This is a genomic window from Hubeiibacter jixunmingi, from assembly GCF_041928215.1.
Taxonomy (GTDB): Bacteria; Pseudomonadota; Gammaproteobacteria; order Pseudomonadales; family Moraxellaceae; genus Acinetobacter.
In genome coordinates, this window is the sequence record NZ_JBHFHK010000050.1 from 1 (window position 1) to 17619 (window position 17619).

Annotated in this window: 15 protein-coding genes; 3 read left to right on the top strand and 12 right to left on the bottom strand. The window is 40.3% G+C overall.

Translation table 11 applies throughout. The annotated features are described in order from the left end of the window. Positions 1-246: 246 nt before the first annotated feature. Positions 247-1263 (bottom strand): magnesium and cobalt transport protein CorA, encoded by a 1017-nt coding sequence (locus ACEYX7_RS08145; RefSeq protein ID WP_374804772.1) that lies wholly within the window; start codon positions 1261-1263, stop codon positions 247-249. A 204-nt stretch (positions 1264-1467) separates the two neighbouring features. On the opposite strand from ACEYX7_RS08145, the gene ACEYX7_RS08150 reads away from it, so the two are divergent. After that, positions 1468-2043 (top strand): LOG family protein, encoded by a 576-nt coding sequence (locus ACEYX7_RS08150; RefSeq protein ID WP_374804773.1) that lies wholly within the window; start codon positions 1468-1470, stop codon positions 2041-2043. 108 nt (positions 2044-2151) lie between these two features. Here the strand turns inward: ACEYX7_RS08150 and ACEYX7_RS08155 are convergent, their stop codons facing one another. Together ACEYX7_RS08155 and ACEYX7_RS08160 are read right to left on the bottom strand one after the other, a co-directional pair. Further along, on the bottom strand, positions 2152-2958 hold the full coding sequence (locus tag ACEYX7_RS08155) for a hypothetical protein (RefSeq protein WP_374804774.1): 807 nt from the start codon (positions 2956-2958) through the stop codon (positions 2152-2154). 128 nt (positions 2959-3086) lie between these two features. Further along, positions 3087-3917: a putative RNA methyltransferase gene (locus ACEYX7_RS08160; RefSeq protein ID WP_374804775.1), complete on the bottom strand. Its 831-nt coding sequence runs from the start codon at positions 3915-3917 to the stop codon at positions 3087-3089. A 155-nt stretch (positions 3918-4072) separates the two neighbouring features. Between ACEYX7_RS08160 and ACEYX7_RS08165 the strand changes: the two genes are divergently transcribed. Then, the gene (locus tag ACEYX7_RS08165) at positions 4073-4648 is read left to right on the top strand and encodes a DUF2799 domain-containing protein (protein ID WP_374804776.1); all 576 of its coding nucleotides are present in this window, start codon (positions 4073-4075) and stop codon (positions 4646-4648) included. A gap of 167 nt (positions 4649-4815) precedes the next feature. Beyond that, positions 4816-6210, top strand: coding sequence for an L-serine ammonia-lyase (locus tag ACEYX7_RS08170; protein WP_374804785.1), 1395 nt, complete (start codon positions 4816-4818; stop codon positions 6208-6210). A gap of 5 nt (positions 6211-6215) precedes the next feature. On the opposite strand, the gene ACEYX7_RS08175 is transcribed toward ACEYX7_RS08170, so the two are convergent. From ACEYX7_RS08175 to ACEYX7_RS08215, 9 genes are all read right to left on the bottom strand, one after another. Further along, a complete protein-coding gene (locus ACEYX7_RS08175) occupies positions 6216-6584 on the bottom strand; it encodes a DUF4298 domain-containing protein (protein WP_374804777.1) in 369 nt (122 codons plus the stop codon). Positions 6585-6851: 267 nt separating this feature from the next. Further along, positions 6852-7970, bottom strand: coding sequence for a phospho-N-acetylmuramoyl-pentapeptide-transferase (mraY, locus tag ACEYX7_RS08180; RefSeq protein WP_374804778.1), 1119 nt, complete (start codon positions 7968-7970; stop codon positions 6852-6854). Next, positions 7971-9377 (bottom strand): UDP-N-acetylmuramoyl-tripeptide--D-alanyl-D-alanine ligase, encoded by a 1407-nt coding sequence (locus ACEYX7_RS08185; protein ID WP_374900419.1) that lies wholly within the window; start codon positions 9375-9377, stop codon positions 7971-7973. A 24-nt stretch (positions 9378-9401) separates the two neighbouring features. Then, the gene (locus ACEYX7_RS08190; RefSeq protein WP_374900420.1) at positions 9402-10889 is read right to left on the bottom strand and encodes a UDP-N-acetylmuramoyl-L-alanyl-D-glutamate--2,6-diaminopimelate ligase; all 1488 of its coding nucleotides are present in this window, start codon (positions 10887-10889) and stop codon (positions 9402-9404) included. Between the two features lie 32 nt (positions 10890-10921). Beyond that, on the bottom strand, positions 10922-12865 hold the full coding sequence (locus tag ACEYX7_RS08195; RefSeq protein WP_374804781.1) for a peptidoglycan D,D-transpeptidase FtsI family protein: 1944 nt from the start codon (positions 12863-12865) through the stop codon (positions 10922-10924). Between the two features lie 9 nt (positions 12866-12874). Then, positions 12875-13144: a cell division protein FtsL gene (locus ACEYX7_RS08200; protein ID WP_374804786.1), complete on the bottom strand. Its 270-nt coding sequence runs from the start codon at positions 13142-13144 to the stop codon at positions 12875-12877. Positions 13145-13442: 298 nt separating this feature from the next. After that, positions 13443-14384, bottom strand: coding sequence for a 16S rRNA (cytosine(1402)-N(4))-methyltransferase RsmH (rsmH, locus tag ACEYX7_RS08205; protein ID WP_374804782.1), 942 nt, complete (start codon positions 14382-14384; stop codon positions 13443-13445). A 246-nt stretch (positions 14385-14630) separates the two neighbouring features. After that, entirely contained in the window at positions 14631-15500 is an 870-nt protein-coding gene (locus ACEYX7_RS08210) for an OmpA family protein (RefSeq protein ID WP_374804783.1), read from the bottom strand. 69 nt (positions 15501-15569) lie between these two features. Further along, on the bottom strand, positions 15570-17619 hold a 2050-nt coding region (locus ACEYX7_RS08215; RefSeq protein WP_374900422.1), incomplete at its 5' end, for a YadA family autotransporter adhesin.

The following is a 17619-nucleotide window of genomic DNA, read 5'->3' on the forward strand; positions in this document are numbered from 1 at the left end:
AATTGAGAATTTCTTCTGCAAGCTCAAAGATTTTAAAAAGATTGCGATGCGTGCTGAGAAAACCGATGAATCTTTTGTTGCTAATATCTATCTGGCTGCAACAATAATCAATTTGCGTTAATTGTCAACATGCCCTAATTTTTAATAGATTTAGCAGTACCGCATTATCTAGATAGAAAACTCGTGTTATCTATTATCATAACACGAGTATAGAACATTATATTTGAAATTAAAAGAGTTAAAAAATCAAATCCATTTCTTCCAACGGAAATACAAAGTCGGTAAAATAAACGCCATAATAATCAAAATCGACACAATAATAAAACTGGTCGCACCATGTGCAAAGGGCAAAACATCAGTATTCATACCATATACACTGGCAATCAGCATCGGTGGTGCAAGCATACTTGGCAAAATCGAGAATCGACGAATGGTATCGCTTTGTTCAGTATTAATAAATCCAGATGTGGTATCAAGTAAAAATCGCACTTTTTGGAATAAAAAGGCATTATGCTCTACCAATGAACGCACGTCTTCATTCATTTCTCGAATATCAGCATCATAAATATGACTGCCCAACGCACGTGGGCGAGATAAGAAATTTAACACACGACGCAAGTCAATCAAACACAACTGAGCTTTACCCAATAAATCTTCTTGTTGTGCCAAACGAGTAATCATATCATCTAAATCTAGTACAAATTCACGGTGATGATTGTTCAACACTTCCGATGAATAACGCTCCAAATCCTTGTGCAAATCTTCCAAGATGTCTGCCAACTCATCCAGCTTGGCTTCTAACAAACCCAACAAAATCCAAATCGGGTCTTTATAATCCAATTCATAATCATTACGTTTGGCACGCACACGAAAGGCACGAAAAGCCAATAACTTTTCGCTACGCAAGGTAATCAAACGTTCTTTAGTGAGAATAAACGCCACAGTTTGCACATTGCTGGCAAGCATATTTTCAAGATTTTCGCCTTCACCATCACTTTGAAAGTTATGGTTTTTGGTCATAAAATAGCTACTGATATGCAAAACACCATCGTCATCACGGTAATAACGTGCTGATGAAGAAATGTCTTCTAATGAGCGTAAAGTCGGTAATTCTTGACGATAAGCATCAAGCAACCATTGTTGTTCTTCTGCGGTAGGTGCAATGAGATCTACCCAAACCAAATTAGACTGTAAATCAAGGGCATTTTCAATATGTTGTTCTTCAAGACTACCACGCTCGGTAGCATAATATGCTTCTAACATGACTTGATACCTTGCTTAAAGATAACCCAAATATTGCCAAATTGCTGATGACGTAAATCTTGCAATATTGCCCCAAATTTTACCTGCGGTATTGTATGCTTGCTGGCGTGCAAAATCACTAGCAAAAAACTATTTTTAGCAAATTTTTTTGAAAATTTTGTGAATAGGCGATAATCTATCAACTTTATTTTGGAGTAAAACACCATGCAAGCCATCGCAATCTACTGTGGTTCATTGATAGGACAGCACGACATTTACGCTGAACAAGCACGTTTGGTGGGCAAAACTTTAGCACAGCAAAACATTACTTTAGTTTATGGCGGTGGACATGTGGGCTTGATGGGTGAAGTCGCAAATGCGTGTTTGGCAGCAGGTGGCAAGGTGGTTGGTGTCATGACCAAACATTTGGTGGACAAAGAAATCGCCCATAAACATTTGACTGAACTTTATGTGGTGGAAAATATGCACCAGCGTAAACAAAAAATGGCAGATCTGGCAGATGGTTTTATTGCTTTGGCGGGCGGTGCTGGCACGATGGAAGAAATGTTTGAGCAGTGGACTTGGGCACAGATTGGTATCCACCAAAAGCCGTGTGCTTTTTTAAATACCCTAAATTATTACGATGATTTATTTAAATTTATTCAGCATATGGCAAACGAAAGCTTTTTAAAACAAGACTATGCCGATATGTTAATTAAATCAGATGATATTGAAGAGATTATCCAAATTTTTCGCACCTATCATGCACCTGCATCAAAATGGGATAAACCATTGAAATAAGCGTATCATCAAAAACACCATCTAATTCTTGATGATTAGATGGTGTCGATGAGAATGCAAAGTATATTTATATCAAAATACTCATAGCAAAGTATGCAAGCTTAGCACTTACCAATTCATACGATAAGTTTCTAGCAATTTCTGTCTTTCTGCATCAGTAAAATCAATGTTGTGCAAAGATTTATATAATGGCAACACTGTTTCACCTGATTTGATGGCAATGACTTGTGTATTGTCTTCAGGGTTTAATAACCATGGTTCATTTTTCTTATGTTCGATATGGAAAGTATGTTCTTTACCGTCCACATGACTTTTGTAAGTCGTCATATTTTCATCGATTTCAACAGGTAATGTAATGAATGTCCATGGCTGATTTTCATTCAAATTTTTTATCATTTTTAGGCGGCGTGGAATCGCTCTAAAGCTCATCAAGGCAAGAAGCAAGCCTAATAAACCTAACAATCCAAATCCAACTAAAACCAAAATACGACCGCCCATGTGATTGATGGCGACATCAACGTTCATATTTGTTGGATTGTCTTTTTGTGCAAGGACTTTTGCTTCATAGTCTTCATTGCTAAAAGCAATAAATGTAAAGTCATGTTTGACAGATTGTCCTTGTGCTTGAATAGCAACATCGCAAGATTTTACAAATGACAGTTTGGTTCTTTTACAGCTACCATCGACCATAGCATCGACTACTTCTACAGGATCGTTGGCAATTTTACGATCGCTAAGGATTTGCTTACCACCATCTACCACAACAACAATGGAAAGCAAAACAATTGCTAAGAACACTATAGGCCAAAGTAATTGATTTAATACGCCACCATCACCAATATCTTTAACTTTTAACTTACGGCTTGGTAAACTTTCTTGCAGACGTGTTAATAACGTTTGTGTATCAGCTGACACATATACTCCTTGTATATCTTTTGTCTTACAAAAAGTGTGAGAATCTTAACATAATTGATAAATTTGTAAAAAAATTTCACACTTTTAAATGCTGATTAAGAACTTTTATTACGACTTATGTTTTTTAATCAAGGACTTACTTTTTGCATAAGATACAACTTGAATTGGGCTTGCGTGTGGAAGTGATCTTGCTGTTGCAATTGCTCACGATGTTCGAGTTTGGCTTTGTAAGCATAAGGTGTCATGGCAATCAAATCGTTTAAATCTTGTCTATTTAGTCGCAAATCTTGCACTACATCCCATTCTTTGACCAAACTCAATTCAGGCTGTAATTGTGTCAAAAATTTTTCGGGTTGATGTGGATTGACTTGTTCAAACAAAGCTTGTCGCATACTGAACAGATGTCCTGTATTCGGTGTAGCAAATAATACGTACCCCTCATCTTTAAGCAAACGTAACATCTCTGCTTTAGGTAAAGGACTAAAAAAACTACAACATACATCTACAGTATGAGAAAGCACTGGTAATACCGCACCCGTACCAACCACCCAAGTCACCTGCCCTTCACGATCTTGTTTGGCAGCGATTTGTACTGCATTTTTGGCAATATCAACTGCAATCACCTGCTCTGCAGTTTGTGCAAGTGCTTGGCTATAATAGCCCTCGCCACAACCAATATCGACCACGATACCAATGTCAAAATCAGAAAGTACTTGAACAATTTGCTGTTGTAAGGCTTGATAATGACCTGCACTCAAAAAACGTCTTCTGGCTTGAACACTATCCACAGTATCACCAGGATTTTTGCTATGTTTATGCTGTACCACGTGTAAATTGACATAGCCTTGTTTTGCTACATCATAACTATGCCCTTGGCTACAACGCCATGTTGCACTATTGTGTTGTTCTAGGCTTAAAGCCGACTGACAAATCGGACACATCAAAACGGTGCAGGGCATGGCTTTTACTCAATAATTTAGTGATAAAAATCTTCATATAATCATAACATACCCATAAATGTAAGAAAATGTGTAATTAAATTTCTACAGAATTATCATGATTTATTCACGATATGGGTATATTATAAAACCGATAAATATGAGAGGTTTTTCCAATGACTAGACTTAAATTTTCTGCCCTATCTAAACTTACTTTATTATGTGCTGCGGTGGTTTTGGGTGGCTGTGCTACCTTATCAAAACAGGAATGCAAAACTGCAGACTGGCAAGCGATAGGTTATAATGACGGCACTTTGGGTCGTGACATGGGCTATATCACTGAACACAATAAATCATGTGGCAAAATACAAGTTACACCAGACAAAACTCAATGGGAAATCGGCAGACAAAAAGGCTTACAGCGTTATTGTACAACACAGATTGCCTATGCTTTGGGTACTAACAATCGTAGTGTAAACAATGTTTGCCCAAGTGAAATGAATGCAGAACTACAACAACACAACCAACGTGGTAAACAGGTGTATGAAGTACTGACAACCATTCAACAAGATAAAGAAGAATATAAAAAATTAAAAGATCAATTTGATAAATTGAGTAAAGGTAGCAACTTAGACTTTCCAAATGAGCAACAAGCACGTTTGTATATGATTACTTTGCCTGCCAGATTGCAGTTATTGCAACAAAAAATCAACCAAAATGAACGCCGTTTAAGTCAATTACGCGGTTATTAATTTTTTGTTTTGGAAAAGCACGCTAAAGCCAGTATTTAGCGTGCTTTTTTATAGCAAGATTTTATCAATATCTGTTTTGATATAAAAATCATGATATAAAACTCAGCTATACTTTAGATTCTAGTCAAGTTAAAATAAGTTTTTATAACGTATAGCCATGGATAAGCCTGATGATTAGTGCCTTTGATATTTTTAAGATTGGTATCGGACCTTCTAGTTCACATACTGTCGGACCAATGAAAGCTGCCAAATGTTTTATCGAATTATTATTGGCACAGCAACAATTAAATTATATTGATAAAATCCACATTGATGTTTATGGCTCGCTATCACTGACAGGACGTGGACACCACACTGACAGTGCTATCGTATTAGGTCTGATGGGTTATGCACCTGACACAGTGGATATTGATGCAACCAATGATGTGATGCAACAGATCAAAGACACCCAACAATTGTATCTCAATCAAGCCTCTCTCCACGAGCATATCCATAAAAGTCATCTGATTGCATTTGATTTAATCCAAGATATGCCTTTTCATGCTGAGTTTTTACCACAACATGAAAATGCACTCACTTTCTCTGCATACCATGCCCAAGATCTTATTTTACAAAAAACTTATTATTCAATTGGTGGTGGATTTATCATCGATGCTGATGGTTTTGATCGTAACAATGAAACACCTTTAGACGTACCCTACCCTTATCAGCATGCCGCCGATATTCTTAAGCATTGTCAAAAGCAAGGCTTACCCATCTCAAGTATCGTCAGACAAAATGAGTTGGCTTTGCACAGCGAAAGTGACCTAGATGATTATTTAGCTAAAATATGGCGTACCATGCACGAATGTATTGAGCGTGGCTTACATCGTGAAGGTCTATTACCAGGTCCGCTCAAAGTCGTTCGTCGTGCGCCTGCTTTACGCCGTACCTTACAAGCCCAAAATAAACTGAATAATGACCCGATGCAAATCATTGATTGGGTAAATTTATATGCATTGGCAGTCAATGAAGAAAATGCCGCAGGTGGTCGCGTAGTCACTGCTCCGACCAATGGTGCATGCGGAATCGTGCCAGCAGTGCTGTCATATTATTCACAATTTGTGGCAGAGCTAAATGATGAGATGATACAGCGTTATTTATTGACGTGTAGTGCAATTGGTTCGTTGTATAAAATGAATGCATCCATCTCAGGTGCAGAAGTCGGCTGTCAGGGCGAAGTTGGCGTTGCTTGTTCAATGGCAGCCGCGGGTCTGACTGAGATTATGGGTGGCACACCAGAGCAAGTCTGCGCTGCTGCTGAAATTGCCATGGAACATAACCTAGGTCTGACCTGTGATCCTGTGGGTGGACAAGTACAAGTGCCATGTATCGAACGTAATGCCATTGCTTCGGTCAAAGCCATTAACGCCAGTCGTATGGCATTAAGACTAAGCTCACAACCACGTGTAAGCTTAGATAAAGTGATTGAAACCATGTATGAAACAGGCAAAGATATGAATTCTAAGTACCGTGAAACCTCTAAAGGTGGCTTGGCAATCAAGATTGTACCTTGTGATTAAATCATTTAGATGTCTTCATCCTCAGCAAGTGGCTTTGGTCCCAAACTTTTTACTGCAAAGTTCATATACCACCAAAGTACTTGCTGATGTTGATGCGATGCATTCCATAAAGCATCTTCAGACATCACACTATACTCATTTTCTAGCATCTCTGGGCTAGTCAAATCCATCTCTACGCCATCTTCAAGCATATGCATATAGGTAGAGTAATCACCTTCTAAATAAAACTCTTCCAAACTTTGCATCAGCTCGTGACTACGTTGCAAATCTTTTTGGGCTTGCTCAATTTTGCTTTGTAAGCTAAGCCATTCACGATACTGGCTTTGTACTTGTTGAATCTGTTTTTGAATGGCTTGAATATCTGGCTGTGACATATAGACTCCGATGACGAAACGCTAAATTTTAAAAAATATACACATTCATTTTAGCACAAGAACACTGTTCACAAGCAAGCACAGCCGTTGAATCGAGATATTTATTGATGGTTATATTTTAAAATAATCAATCCAAAAATGAAGCTCAGAAGCTTCTCGTATTACGCTTATTTCTCTCTTAATGATGCTTAATCTAAAATACAAAAAGCCATACAGAAAGTAAGGCTTTTTTGAAATATTATTCTACAGAAAATATTGGTCATTTTCTTATCTTAACTTCAGTGTCATCAAACCGAAAATCACCAGCATAATGGTAATAATCCAAAAGCGAATGACAATCTTGGTTTCTTTCCAGCCTTTTTTCTCATAATGATGATGAATCGGTGCCATTAAGAATACACGCTTGTTACGCATTTTAAGTGAGCCAATTTGTAAGAATACCGAAATCGCTTCCATCACGAATACGCCACCCATAATCGCAAATACGATTTCTTGACGTACCATCACCGCGATTGTACCTAAGGTTGCACCCAAAGCAAGCGAGCCAACATCACCCATAAATACATCAGCAGGTGCTGCATTGAACCATAAAAATGCAAAACCAGCTCCTGAAATTGCCGCACAAATCAACACCAACTCTGATGCATAACTCACATAAGGAATATGCAAATATGTCGCAAAGCGTATGTCACCCGTAAGATAAGCAAACACACCTAAACCTGCTGCAACCAAAATCACAGGCATAATTGCCAAGCCGTCTAAACCATCAGTAATGTTTACGGCATTAGATGCACCGTTGATGACCAAATAGGTAAAAGCAATAAATGCTAAGCCAAATGGAATTGCAGAGAGAGGAATGGTCAAATTCTTAAAAAATGGAATCATCAAATCCAACATATCACGCGTATATACTGGATTAGTTTGTTGCTGTGCGAGCATATACAAGGCAATCCCTGCACCTAACGCCCCAACTGATGTCCAAAAGAATTTTTTGCGTGCTGGTAAACCTGCGTTGTTTTTATAACGAATTTTAATCCAATCATCCGCCCAACCCACAGCACCAAAAATCACCATCACACCAAGTACAATCCAGACATAAGGATTGGACAAGTCTGCCCAGATCAAAGTGCTGATAGCAATCGAACTCAAAATCAAAATACCGCCCATTGTTGGCGTGCCTTGCTTTCTCGAATGCCCTTCTGGTGCATAAGTACTGACCGCTTGACCATATTTTAATGCATGCAATTTAGCAATAAACATCGGACCAAATGCCAAACCAAAACCCAGTGCAGTCAGCATGGCTAGCATGGCTCTAAAGCTCACATAGCGGAAAACATTAAAAAAGCTGTGCTGTTCAGCGAGTATCTGAAATAACCAATGTAACATTTATAAACTCTCCAGCAACGCATGAAGTAAGTTTTCCATATGGGTATAGCGTGACCCTTTAAAGAGAAAACTGATCGCTTGATTAGGTTGTGTATTGAGCCAATCTTGTAAAAATACCAATGCATCAGCTTGATTATTAAAAGCGTGTACGTGTTCAGCATCTGCCCCTTGTTTTACATCTTGGGCAAATTCACCAACACTTATAATTAAATCCAAAGGCTTGCTAGACAACGCTTGTCCCAAAGCAAAATGCTCTCTTTGTGACTCATCGCCAAGTTCACCAATATCACCAATCACCATGACTTTTAAGCCTTGTTGTTGGGTTAATACATCTGCTGCCGCACGCATTGAGTTTGGGTTGGCATTATACGTATCATCAATCAAAGTATATTGATTTTTTTGGATAAAATTGAGTCGCCCTTTGGCATTGGTCGCCTGTTTCAAACCGGTTTGAATCGCTTTTAAATCAATATCTAAACCCAAAGCAAAGCTTGCTGCCGCCTCGGCATTATGCACATTATGCAAACCTGCAAAAGGCAAATCGATTTGGATTTCACCTTGTGGTGTCACCAAATCGAACTGAGAAGATTGTGCATTAAGCTGAATATTTTTGGCATAGACATCACCACCTTTACCAAAGCTTAAAATGGCTTTTAATTGTGGTTGGTGTTTGGCTACATCTGTAAGCTGTACTGTGAAATCGTCTTGCTGAGGCACAATTGCCACACCATTAACCTGAATGTGTGAATAAATCTCACTTTTAGCACGGCAAATGCCCCCACGTCCGCCAAACTCACCCAAATGAGCCGTACCAATATTAATCACGCCCGCAACCTGTGGTTGTACAAGTTTTGCAGTGTAATCAATTTCGCCTTGATGGTTCGCACCCAATTCAAATACTGCATAGCGGTGATCTTGACGCAACTCAAGTAACATCATTGGTACACCCAAATCGTTATTGAGGTTACCACGTGTCACCAAGGTTTCACCTAATTGGGCAAAAATACTGGCAAGCATTTCTTTAGTCGTGGTTTTGCCGCTACTGCCTGTCAAAGCAACGACCTTTAGATCTTGACATTGCTGACGACGGTATTGACCTAACGCTACCAAAGCCAGACGACCATCCGCAACGACCAATTGTGGAATATCAATGCCTGCGATTTCACGCTCGACAATCACACACTTTGCACCTTGCTTAGCAACATTCGCTACAAAGTCATGAGCATCAAAGCGTTCACCTTTTAAAGCCAAAAACGCATCACCTATACCTGCCGCACGTGAATCAGTGACGATACGCTGAATATCGCCTTCTGGAGCAGAAGGATGCCAGCGACCTTGTGTAGCATCTTGTAAAGCTTGACTATTCCACGGATCTAAGCGACCCGTGCTGGTGGTAGAAGTATGCATAAAAAACTCTAAACTTATAAAATTTTAAACTTGCTGTGTAGGTGGTACGGCATGATACTGAGCGTCTAAAGCAGCACGCACTTCGACAGCATCATCAAACCAATGTTTTACGCCGTCAATATCTTGATAATCTTCATGCCCCTTGCCTGCAATTACCACGATATCACCAGCTTGTGCCTGTTGTACTGCGTAACGAATAGCAAGGCGACGATCACGAATCTCAAATACATTATCGGTGTTTACAACACAGCCATCGACCATATCGCTAAAAATCTGATCTAAATTTTCAGTGCGTGGATTATCTGACGTTAGAATGATTTTATCAGCAAAATCCAGTGCAGCTTGGGTCATCAATGGACGTTTTCCACGATCACGATCGCCACCACAGCCGAACACTGCCCACAATTGACCTTCTACATGATGACGTAAACTGGTCAATACTTGTTGTAATGCGTCTGGTGTATGGGCATAGTCCACAATAAATAAGCGTGCTTGTTGTTGCTCGCCATCCGTAAATGTCTGCATTCGCCCTGCTGCACCTTGTAGCTGTGGTACAAACTGGCAAATATCTTGCAAATCAAATCCCATGCAATGCACTGCGGCAATGGCTACCAGGACATTTGATACATTAAATTGACCTAATAAAGGACTCTGAACTGAATAAGATTGTCCTTGATAGATCAAATTGAAATTTGCACCTTGAAGGCTAAACTCAATGTCTTGAGCAAAATAATCTGCTTGCAAATCTTTTGTAGAATAGCCACGTACTACTGGACAAGCTGAATTATTTTCACAAGCATGACGCATGATTTCTGTAGATGCATCATCAAGATTCAATACGGCATATTGTAAGCTTGGAAATTGAAACAATTGGGCTTTGGCTTTGGCATATGCTGACAAATCGCCATGATAATCCAAATGATCACGGCTCAGATTGCTATATACTGCTACTTCAATCGGCAAACCAGCCAAACGCCCTTGGTCTAAACCATGTGAACTGGCTTCTAAAGACAGATATTCAGCACCTTGCTGACTATATTGATAATAATGTTGTTGTAATTGTAAAGCGTCTAATGTGGTATGCGTTGATGCCATAAGATGAGGCAAAATACCGTTGCCAGTCGTCCCCATAACCGCTGTTTTATGATTTAAAAAAGTGAGTAATTCTGCGATCAGGCGTGAAATTGTTGTTTTGCCGTTAGTACCCGTGACTGCAACCACTTTTGCTAAGGCTTGCGGTTGTTGTAATTGTAAAAATTGTTGTTGTAAGTGACCTATTTTTTGTCTTAAATCAGGCAAATACAATACTTTTTCTTCTTTTTGTAATGCCGCAATCTCAGTCATGACGCCGATTGCACCATGTGCCAAAGCACTCTCGATATAGTTTCTCGCTTGATCCAGATCTGGATTCGCATAACCTTGCAGCAAAACAAAAATTTGTCCTGTTTGGATTTTTCGGCTATCTAAGCAAAAGCCAGTAAAAGCGTCATTTGCCCATACTGGTTGTTGCATTGTTTCATCTATAACAATTTGGTTTAGGCAAATCATGGTGTATCGCTCTCTTTTGGCATGTCTAAAGCACGGTCTAACGGTACATTAAGTAAGCGTAGGGATTCTTGCATGATTTTAGCAAAAACTGGCGCAGCAACCAACCCACCGTAGTATTTGCCTTGTGGATTTTCGACAACCACGACCAAAGCCAGTCTCGGATCGCTGATCGGTGCTACACCTGCGAACAATGCACGATATTCTGAGTTGGAATAGCCCTTACCATCTGTACGCACTTTGTGTGCCGTACCGGTTTTTCCGCCTACACGATAACCAGGGATTGTAGCTTGGGTTGCCGTACCACCAGGTTGCGTCACACCTTCAAGCATTTTTAAGACATCAGTAGCGATTTTTTCACTGACGATTTGCTCGCCTTGTGGTGGTGTATCGACTTTGTATAAGCTTAAAGGCATTTCTCTACCTTTGTTGGCAATCATGGCATAAGCCTGTACCAATTGTAAGGCAGTCACGTTTAGACCATAACCATAAGACATGGTTGCCACTTCAGAAATATTCCAGCGAGATGGAGGCAAAATCAACCCTGCACTTTCACCAGGGAAGCCCACTGCTGTGGTTTTACCAAAGCCAATCTTTTTGTAAAAATTAGGCAAATCTGCATAAGGCATAGATAATGCGACTTTGGCGGCACCGACGTTGGATGACTTAATGATGATACCACCCAAAGATAAGTTGCCATAATTGTGCGTATCATGGATGTTATGACCAGCGATACGCATTGTGCCAGGCGATGTGTTGACATAAGAATTTGTGCTAAATTTGCCATTCTTCAAGCCTAACATAATCGTGAATGGCTTCATGGTCGAACCTGGCTCAAATGAATCAATCGCAACACGATTTCGCATGGCATCTTTGTTGCCAAAGCTACTCGGATCATTAGGGTTGTATGATGGCCAACTGTTCATTGCCAAAATCTCACCCGTTTTGATGTCTACGGCAATCGCTGTTGCCGAACGTGCTTTATTTTCAACACCTGCCGCAGCCAATTCTCGGTACATCACATATTGCAGACGTGAGTCTAAACTTAAAGCGAGCGTCTGACCGTCTTTACGTGGATTGACCACTTGATCAATCTTAAGCTGATTACCACGACGGTCACGGATAATTCGCTGTAAGCCGTCCTGACCTGTTAGCTTCTCATTCCATTGTAACTCTAGACCTTCAATGCCTTTACCTGCAGAATTGGCAAGACCAACAATCTGCGCATTCGGCTGTGCTTGTGGATAGTATCGCTTGTATTCTTTCTCAGTGGTCAAACCTTGGAAACGTTTATCCAATAATGCTTGCACTTGATCTGGTGGGACTTGTTTTTTTAACAACAAATATCGTGTATTACGACGTGCGTAGACATCTTGTTTTAATTTTACTGGATCGGCTTCAACTGCTTTTGCCAACAGATTCAGATCTAACTCACGGTTTGGCATCAGCAAACGTAAACGGCTTTTTTCTGGCAAATTTTTATTTAAAAATTGCTGTGCTTCAACCAATTTATCATCATCAATTTTGCCATTTGGAAATTGATTCAAAATATGATTGAAATGACCGTCTTTATTGCCTTTTTTGAGCTGATCTAGGACATTTTCCATTTGATCCTTGGCAGAATAATATTCTTTTGGATCGAGCATTACCGTCATGACTGGCGTACTGATTGCCAAAGGTACACCGTTGCGGTCAGTAATCGTACCACGCATAGCACGTAAAGTTTCATCTTTGACGATATTGTCTTCAACTTTACTTTGGAAAAAGTCTTGATTGATGACTTGAATCCACAAGGCACGACCCGTCAACAAGCAAAAAGCAAATGCTGTCGCACCCCACAATAGACGAAAACGCCACAAGTCTTTGTCTATACTTGGCTTTTCTGCAACAGCAGCTGATGATTTTTTTTGTGACAAAAATCGTTTATTCTTTTTAACTGTCATGACAATAACCTATTTTTGCACCTTGTCGCCTGCAATCACAATTGTCTGTGATACTGGGGGAGAATACATTTTGAGTTGCGTTACGGCAACTGTACCAACCTGACCTGTCGCACCAAAAGTTTGTTGCTCAATCAGCAAACGTCCCCATTCACCATTCATATGCTCTTTTTCTTGTAGTAATTGATTGTATTCACGATAATCTTTACGATAATCATAGACTTGGCGTACAACTTGGTAGCCTGAAAAAAATAAGATTGTGATAATGCTGAGCAACACCACATAATCTTTCCATTTTGAGTTTTTCTTTTTTTCTTGCTGCTGTAAAAATAAATCTAAAGGACCAAGACGACTTTGCTTGTGTGCTGTGGTCTTACTCAGATTTTTATCTGTTTTGCCAGACTGCTGTTCTGTATTACCTTGTTGGTTATGCATCTCATCTTGTATGACATCGGTATCAAAGATGGTATCTGCACGTGCAGTAGTTTTTGCAGCAGTATCGGATTTAGGCTGTTCTTGGCTAAAATCAATATCGTGTACCACAATATTTTTATCGTGGTTTTGTTTTTTAAACCACTTCTTAATCATGAGATTGCCCTTGTGCACGACGTGCTGCCACGCGTAACCATGCACTTCTGGCACGCGGATTGGCTTTGACTTCTGCATCGCTGGCTTTGACACGGTCGATTTTTTTTAGACGTCTAGTATCTTTTTGTGCGACTGGCATGCCGATGCCCGTGTCTTCTGGAAAACTAGATTCAGCTTGGATAAACTGCTTAATTAAACGGTCTTCGAGTGAGTGGAAACTAATCACTGCCAAACGACCATCAACTGCCAACATCTCGACTGCTTGGGGCAAAAAGCGTTCAATATCATCTAGTTCAGTATTAATCGCAATACGAATCGCTTGGAAAGTACGTGTCGCTGGATGCTTATGTTTTTCCCATTTCGGGTGTGCTGTTTTAACCAATTCAGCAAGTTCAGCAGTCGTATTGATTCTGCCTGATTGCGTGATACGCTGTTTGATGGCTTTGGCAATACGACGACTATAACGTTCTTCGCCATATTGAAAAATCACGTCAGCCAAGTCTTGCTCATCGATCTCAAGTAACCAATCTGCAGCGGTCTGCCCTTGGCTATCGTCCATACGCATATCTAAAGGACCGTCATGCATAAAGCTAAAACCACGCTCGGCTTGGTCTAACTGAGGTGAGGATACGCCCAAATCTGCCATGATCCCATCAACTCGATTAACACCAATCTGATTTAGCTGTTCTGACAAATCCGCAAAGCTAGCATGAATAATTTGAAAACGGCTGTCTTCAGTAGCCAAGGCTTGTGCAACTGCAATCGCCTGAGGATCTTTGTCAAAAGCAATTAAACGTGCATCGCTATCTAATTTTTGTAATAAAGCACGGCTATGTCCGCCACGTCCAAAGGTCGCATCGACAAATATGCCTGTTTGACGCTCTGCCAATACAGCATTCACGGTAGCATCAAGTAAAACTGAAATATGCGACATAGCTGGCTTTTTTTAACTGAATTCTAGGGCGATAATTATTCTATGTTTTTGTAAAATCACCAAGTACTTTTTATTAAAAAAATGTTTTTTTTATCACAAAATATGACAATTTAATCTATTTTTTATAAAAACGACATCAATGTCATTTTTCTTCTCATTTTTAATGAGTTATCTACATTGTAAAAATAAAAAATGCCGAGCGGACTCAGCATTTTTATAATCACTTTTCAGTATGGGAAATACAAATTAATGCGTATAAATGGTTACTGAAACTTCAACACGACGGTTTGGTTGTAAACATTCGATCAACTGTGGACGTGCCAAGTTCATATCACATTGTTTCACTGGCTCAGACTCACCTGCACCCGATGACATCATAGTAGATGAATTAACACCACGCGTCGCCAAGTAAGAACGTACAGTCTGTGCACGTAACATAGACAAGTTCATGTTATAGGCATCTTCACCAAGTAGGTCTGTATGACCAACGATGTTGATACGTGATTCACCACGTTTTTCCCACTCTAACAATTTCACCGCAAGCTCATCTAATTGACGACGACCTTCTGGTTTCATGTCTTCGGTACGCCATTTGTCAAATTCAAACAACGCATCAGCACCCAAGTTGAATTTCTCAGTCATCACTTTTGGTATCACTGCAACAGGTACCACAGATGGTGATGCACCTGTTGGTGAAGTCACACGTGGGGCTTGTGCATATTGAGCACAATCAGCAGGCTTCCAGTAAAATTCTTGACCTTTGTAATCTTTATCAAAAATCACTTTGTATTGACAGATCTTGACTGACTCATCCGCTTGATAGAACTTCATAATGTAGTCCCATTCACGTGCGTGTTGTCTTTCGCTAAAGTGTGGACGACCAATCAACTGATAAAGCTCGTCTTTGGCAATACCTGGTTTAATTTTTGACAAGTTTTCACTATTTGGAAATTGACCATCTTTTTGCCATGCTTTATCAAGCTCAGGAAAAACAATGTTTTCTTTCTCAACAGTACCTTCGTTGGTAATATCCTTACTTAAATACTTTGTGCCTACACAGCCAGTTAAGCTCACTGCGAGTAAAGTCATTGCACTTGCTACATATAATTTTTTCATCGTGTATCTCGAAATAGTCCTGTATGGAGTGGATGTACGCCATATCCTGCCGTACATCCTTTTCATTACTTAGAAGTGGAAACCAGCACCTGCTGCTGCACCTGCATTACCTTTGGTATCTGCTGTACCGCTAAGCTTAAGTACCCAACGACCGTTATCAGACAACTTAGACAAACCAACAGCAATCGCACCTTGACCACGATAAGTCGAGATACCACCAGTCAACATTGATTTACCTGGAATATACGCTTGTGGCAAGCTTGCCATTGCCATTGCTGCAGATGTTCCTGCACGGGCATCTTCCGCAACGTCACCAAGCTGTTGATTGATTTGGTTGATAAGACCAGCAGTATTGACTTTCACATCATAAATCGGCTGACCATTCGCACCATAAGTCGTATCTACAGATACGCTGTTGTCGCTACTCTTCACTTCAGCAGTGGCTGCTTTTGCAGCAGATTGGATATCACCAATGTTTGCAGCATTATTCAACGCATCGCCAGATGCCGTTTTGATTGCTTGGGCACGAGCAACACCTACAGCAGGCTCAGCACCATTAGTACGAACACCACTTGCCAAATTATTCATTTGTACAGGTTTAGCACCTACTAAGTTTACAGTATCTGTCGGTGTAGAAGTATCTGCAGTATTCACATTGTTTTTGTACGCCAATGGACTGTCTACTTTGATCACGCCAGTAGTAGGATTCACACTTACGCTAGTACCTTGACCATTGATTAAGGTTGTACCTGTACCTGTAGGAGTAGTCGTACCTGCATTGGTTGTGCCGCCATTCACGTTGATACCTGAACCACCATTACCACCAGCTGCTGGCAAATTATAAGTAAATGTACCATCACCATTATCAACAATAGCGACTTTATTACCACCCACATTCACAGTAAGGTTCGAATAATCAACATTGACTTTTACATCATTATTTTTGCCATCAGCACTTGTTGTCACATTCGCAACAGTGCCTTTTCCATTGACAAAATTAACAGTATCGTAAGGTTTTACAAAATCGCGTGCTGTGCCGTTATTTTGTAAGTTAAACCCTGCATTCAGTACATCGCCGACTGTCGCTGCGTTGTTCAACTGTGTAGCTGTTAAATTCGGTAATGGCTGTTCTACAGTTGGAGTGACTGCGTTGCCTGCTGAATCCTTTGTTGAACTGTAAGTAGTTGGCAATGTGCTCTTCACATTACCCAACGTCGTTGGACTATTGACTGTTGTGTTACCACCACTGTTCATGCTTGCAGTAACTTGATCCGCTGGTACTTCTGGCAATGTTTTATTTGGTGTGCCATCTGCATTCGCTGGATAGAAGTTGCCTGATACTGGATCTTTAACAAGTTTGTTACCTGCTGCATCAGTGTACACAACTGGCAATTGACTTGCATTCGTTACCGCTTGTGCGTTCACGTCATAACTTACTTGCGCACCTGTCGGTGTAGTCGTTACTTTTGCTGTAGTTAAATTACCATTAACAAAGTCAACTGTGTCACCAGCATTCACTAAGTCAGGTTGTGCAACACCATTTTGAGCAACTTTAAAGCCTGCTTTGTTGATTGCATTTGTTACAGTTTGAGCATTCGTTAAGCCAGTTTCTGTACCCGCTGCTGGTTCAGCAACTTTACCATCTGGTGTAGTCGTCAAGTTAGTCGTCGGTGCTGCTACACCTGTTGCACTTACTGTATAAACTTTCTGACCATTTGTGCCAGTTGATTCTGCAACACTTGCTCCCGTTCCAGCTTTAACTTCTGGCAACTGACCTACTGTTGCTGCATCTGTTGGATTTACACCTGGTGCAAGGTTGCTGATGGTTTTACCACCTGCATTGATACCCGCCGCATCAATCTTAACAGGTCCTGCTGTAACACTATCAAACACAGGATTTTTACTTACACCATAATTAAATATATTACCAGTTTGCGTCAATACCATGTTGTCGCCCGCTTGGAACGTCAACGTCTCACCCGGATTAACCAATTCATTGGTCGTTCCACTTACACTACCTGTCGTCTTACCTGAAGTTGCATTGAAACCACTATTATTAATAGCGTTAGCAATATCACCTGCTGTAACAAATTTACCCGCATCTGCTGGTGCTACTGGT

Excerpts from the sequence above, each read along its gene's own strand:
- ACEYX7_RS08145 (WP_374804772.1), bottom strand. The coding sequence starts at position 1,263 with ATGTTAGAAGCATATTATGCTACCGAGCGTGGTAGTCTTGAAGAACAA.
- ACEYX7_RS08150 (WP_374804773.1), top strand. The coding sequence starts at position 1,468 with ATGCAAGCCATCGCAATCTACTGTGGTTCATTGATAGGACAGCACGAC.
- ACEYX7_RS08160 (WP_374804775.1), bottom strand. The coding sequence starts at position 3,917 with ATGCCCTGCACCGTTTTGATGTGTCCGATTTGTCAGTCGGCTTTAAGC.
- ACEYX7_RS08165 (WP_374804776.1), top strand. The coding sequence starts at position 4,073 with ATGACTAGACTTAAATTTTCTGCCCTATCTAAACTTACTTTATTATGT.
- ACEYX7_RS08175 (WP_374804777.1), bottom strand. The coding sequence starts at position 6,584 with ATGTCACAGCCAGATATTCAAGCCATTCAAAAACAGATTCAACAAGTA.
- mraY (WP_374804778.1), bottom strand. The coding sequence starts at position 7,970 with ATGTTACATTGGTTATTTCAGATACTCGCTGAACAGCACAGCTTTTTT.
- ACEYX7_RS08185 (WP_374900419.1), bottom strand. The coding sequence starts at position 9,377 with ATGCATACTTCTACCACCAGCACGGGTCGCTTAGATCCGTGGAATAGT.
- ACEYX7_RS08190 (WP_374900420.1), bottom strand. The coding sequence starts at position 10,889 with ATGCAACAACCAGTATGGGCAAATGACGCTTTTACTGGCTTTTGCTTA.
- ACEYX7_RS08195 (WP_374804781.1), bottom strand. The coding sequence starts at position 12,865 with ATGACAGTTAAAAAGAATAAACGATTTTTGTCACAAAAAAAATCATCA.
- rsmH (WP_374804782.1), bottom strand. The coding sequence starts at position 14,384 with ATGTCGCATATTTCAGTTTTACTTGATGCTACCGTGAATGCTGTATTG.
- ACEYX7_RS08210 (WP_374804783.1), bottom strand. The coding sequence starts at position 15,500 with ATGAAAAAATTATATGTAGCAAGTGCAATGACTTTACTCGCAGTGAGC.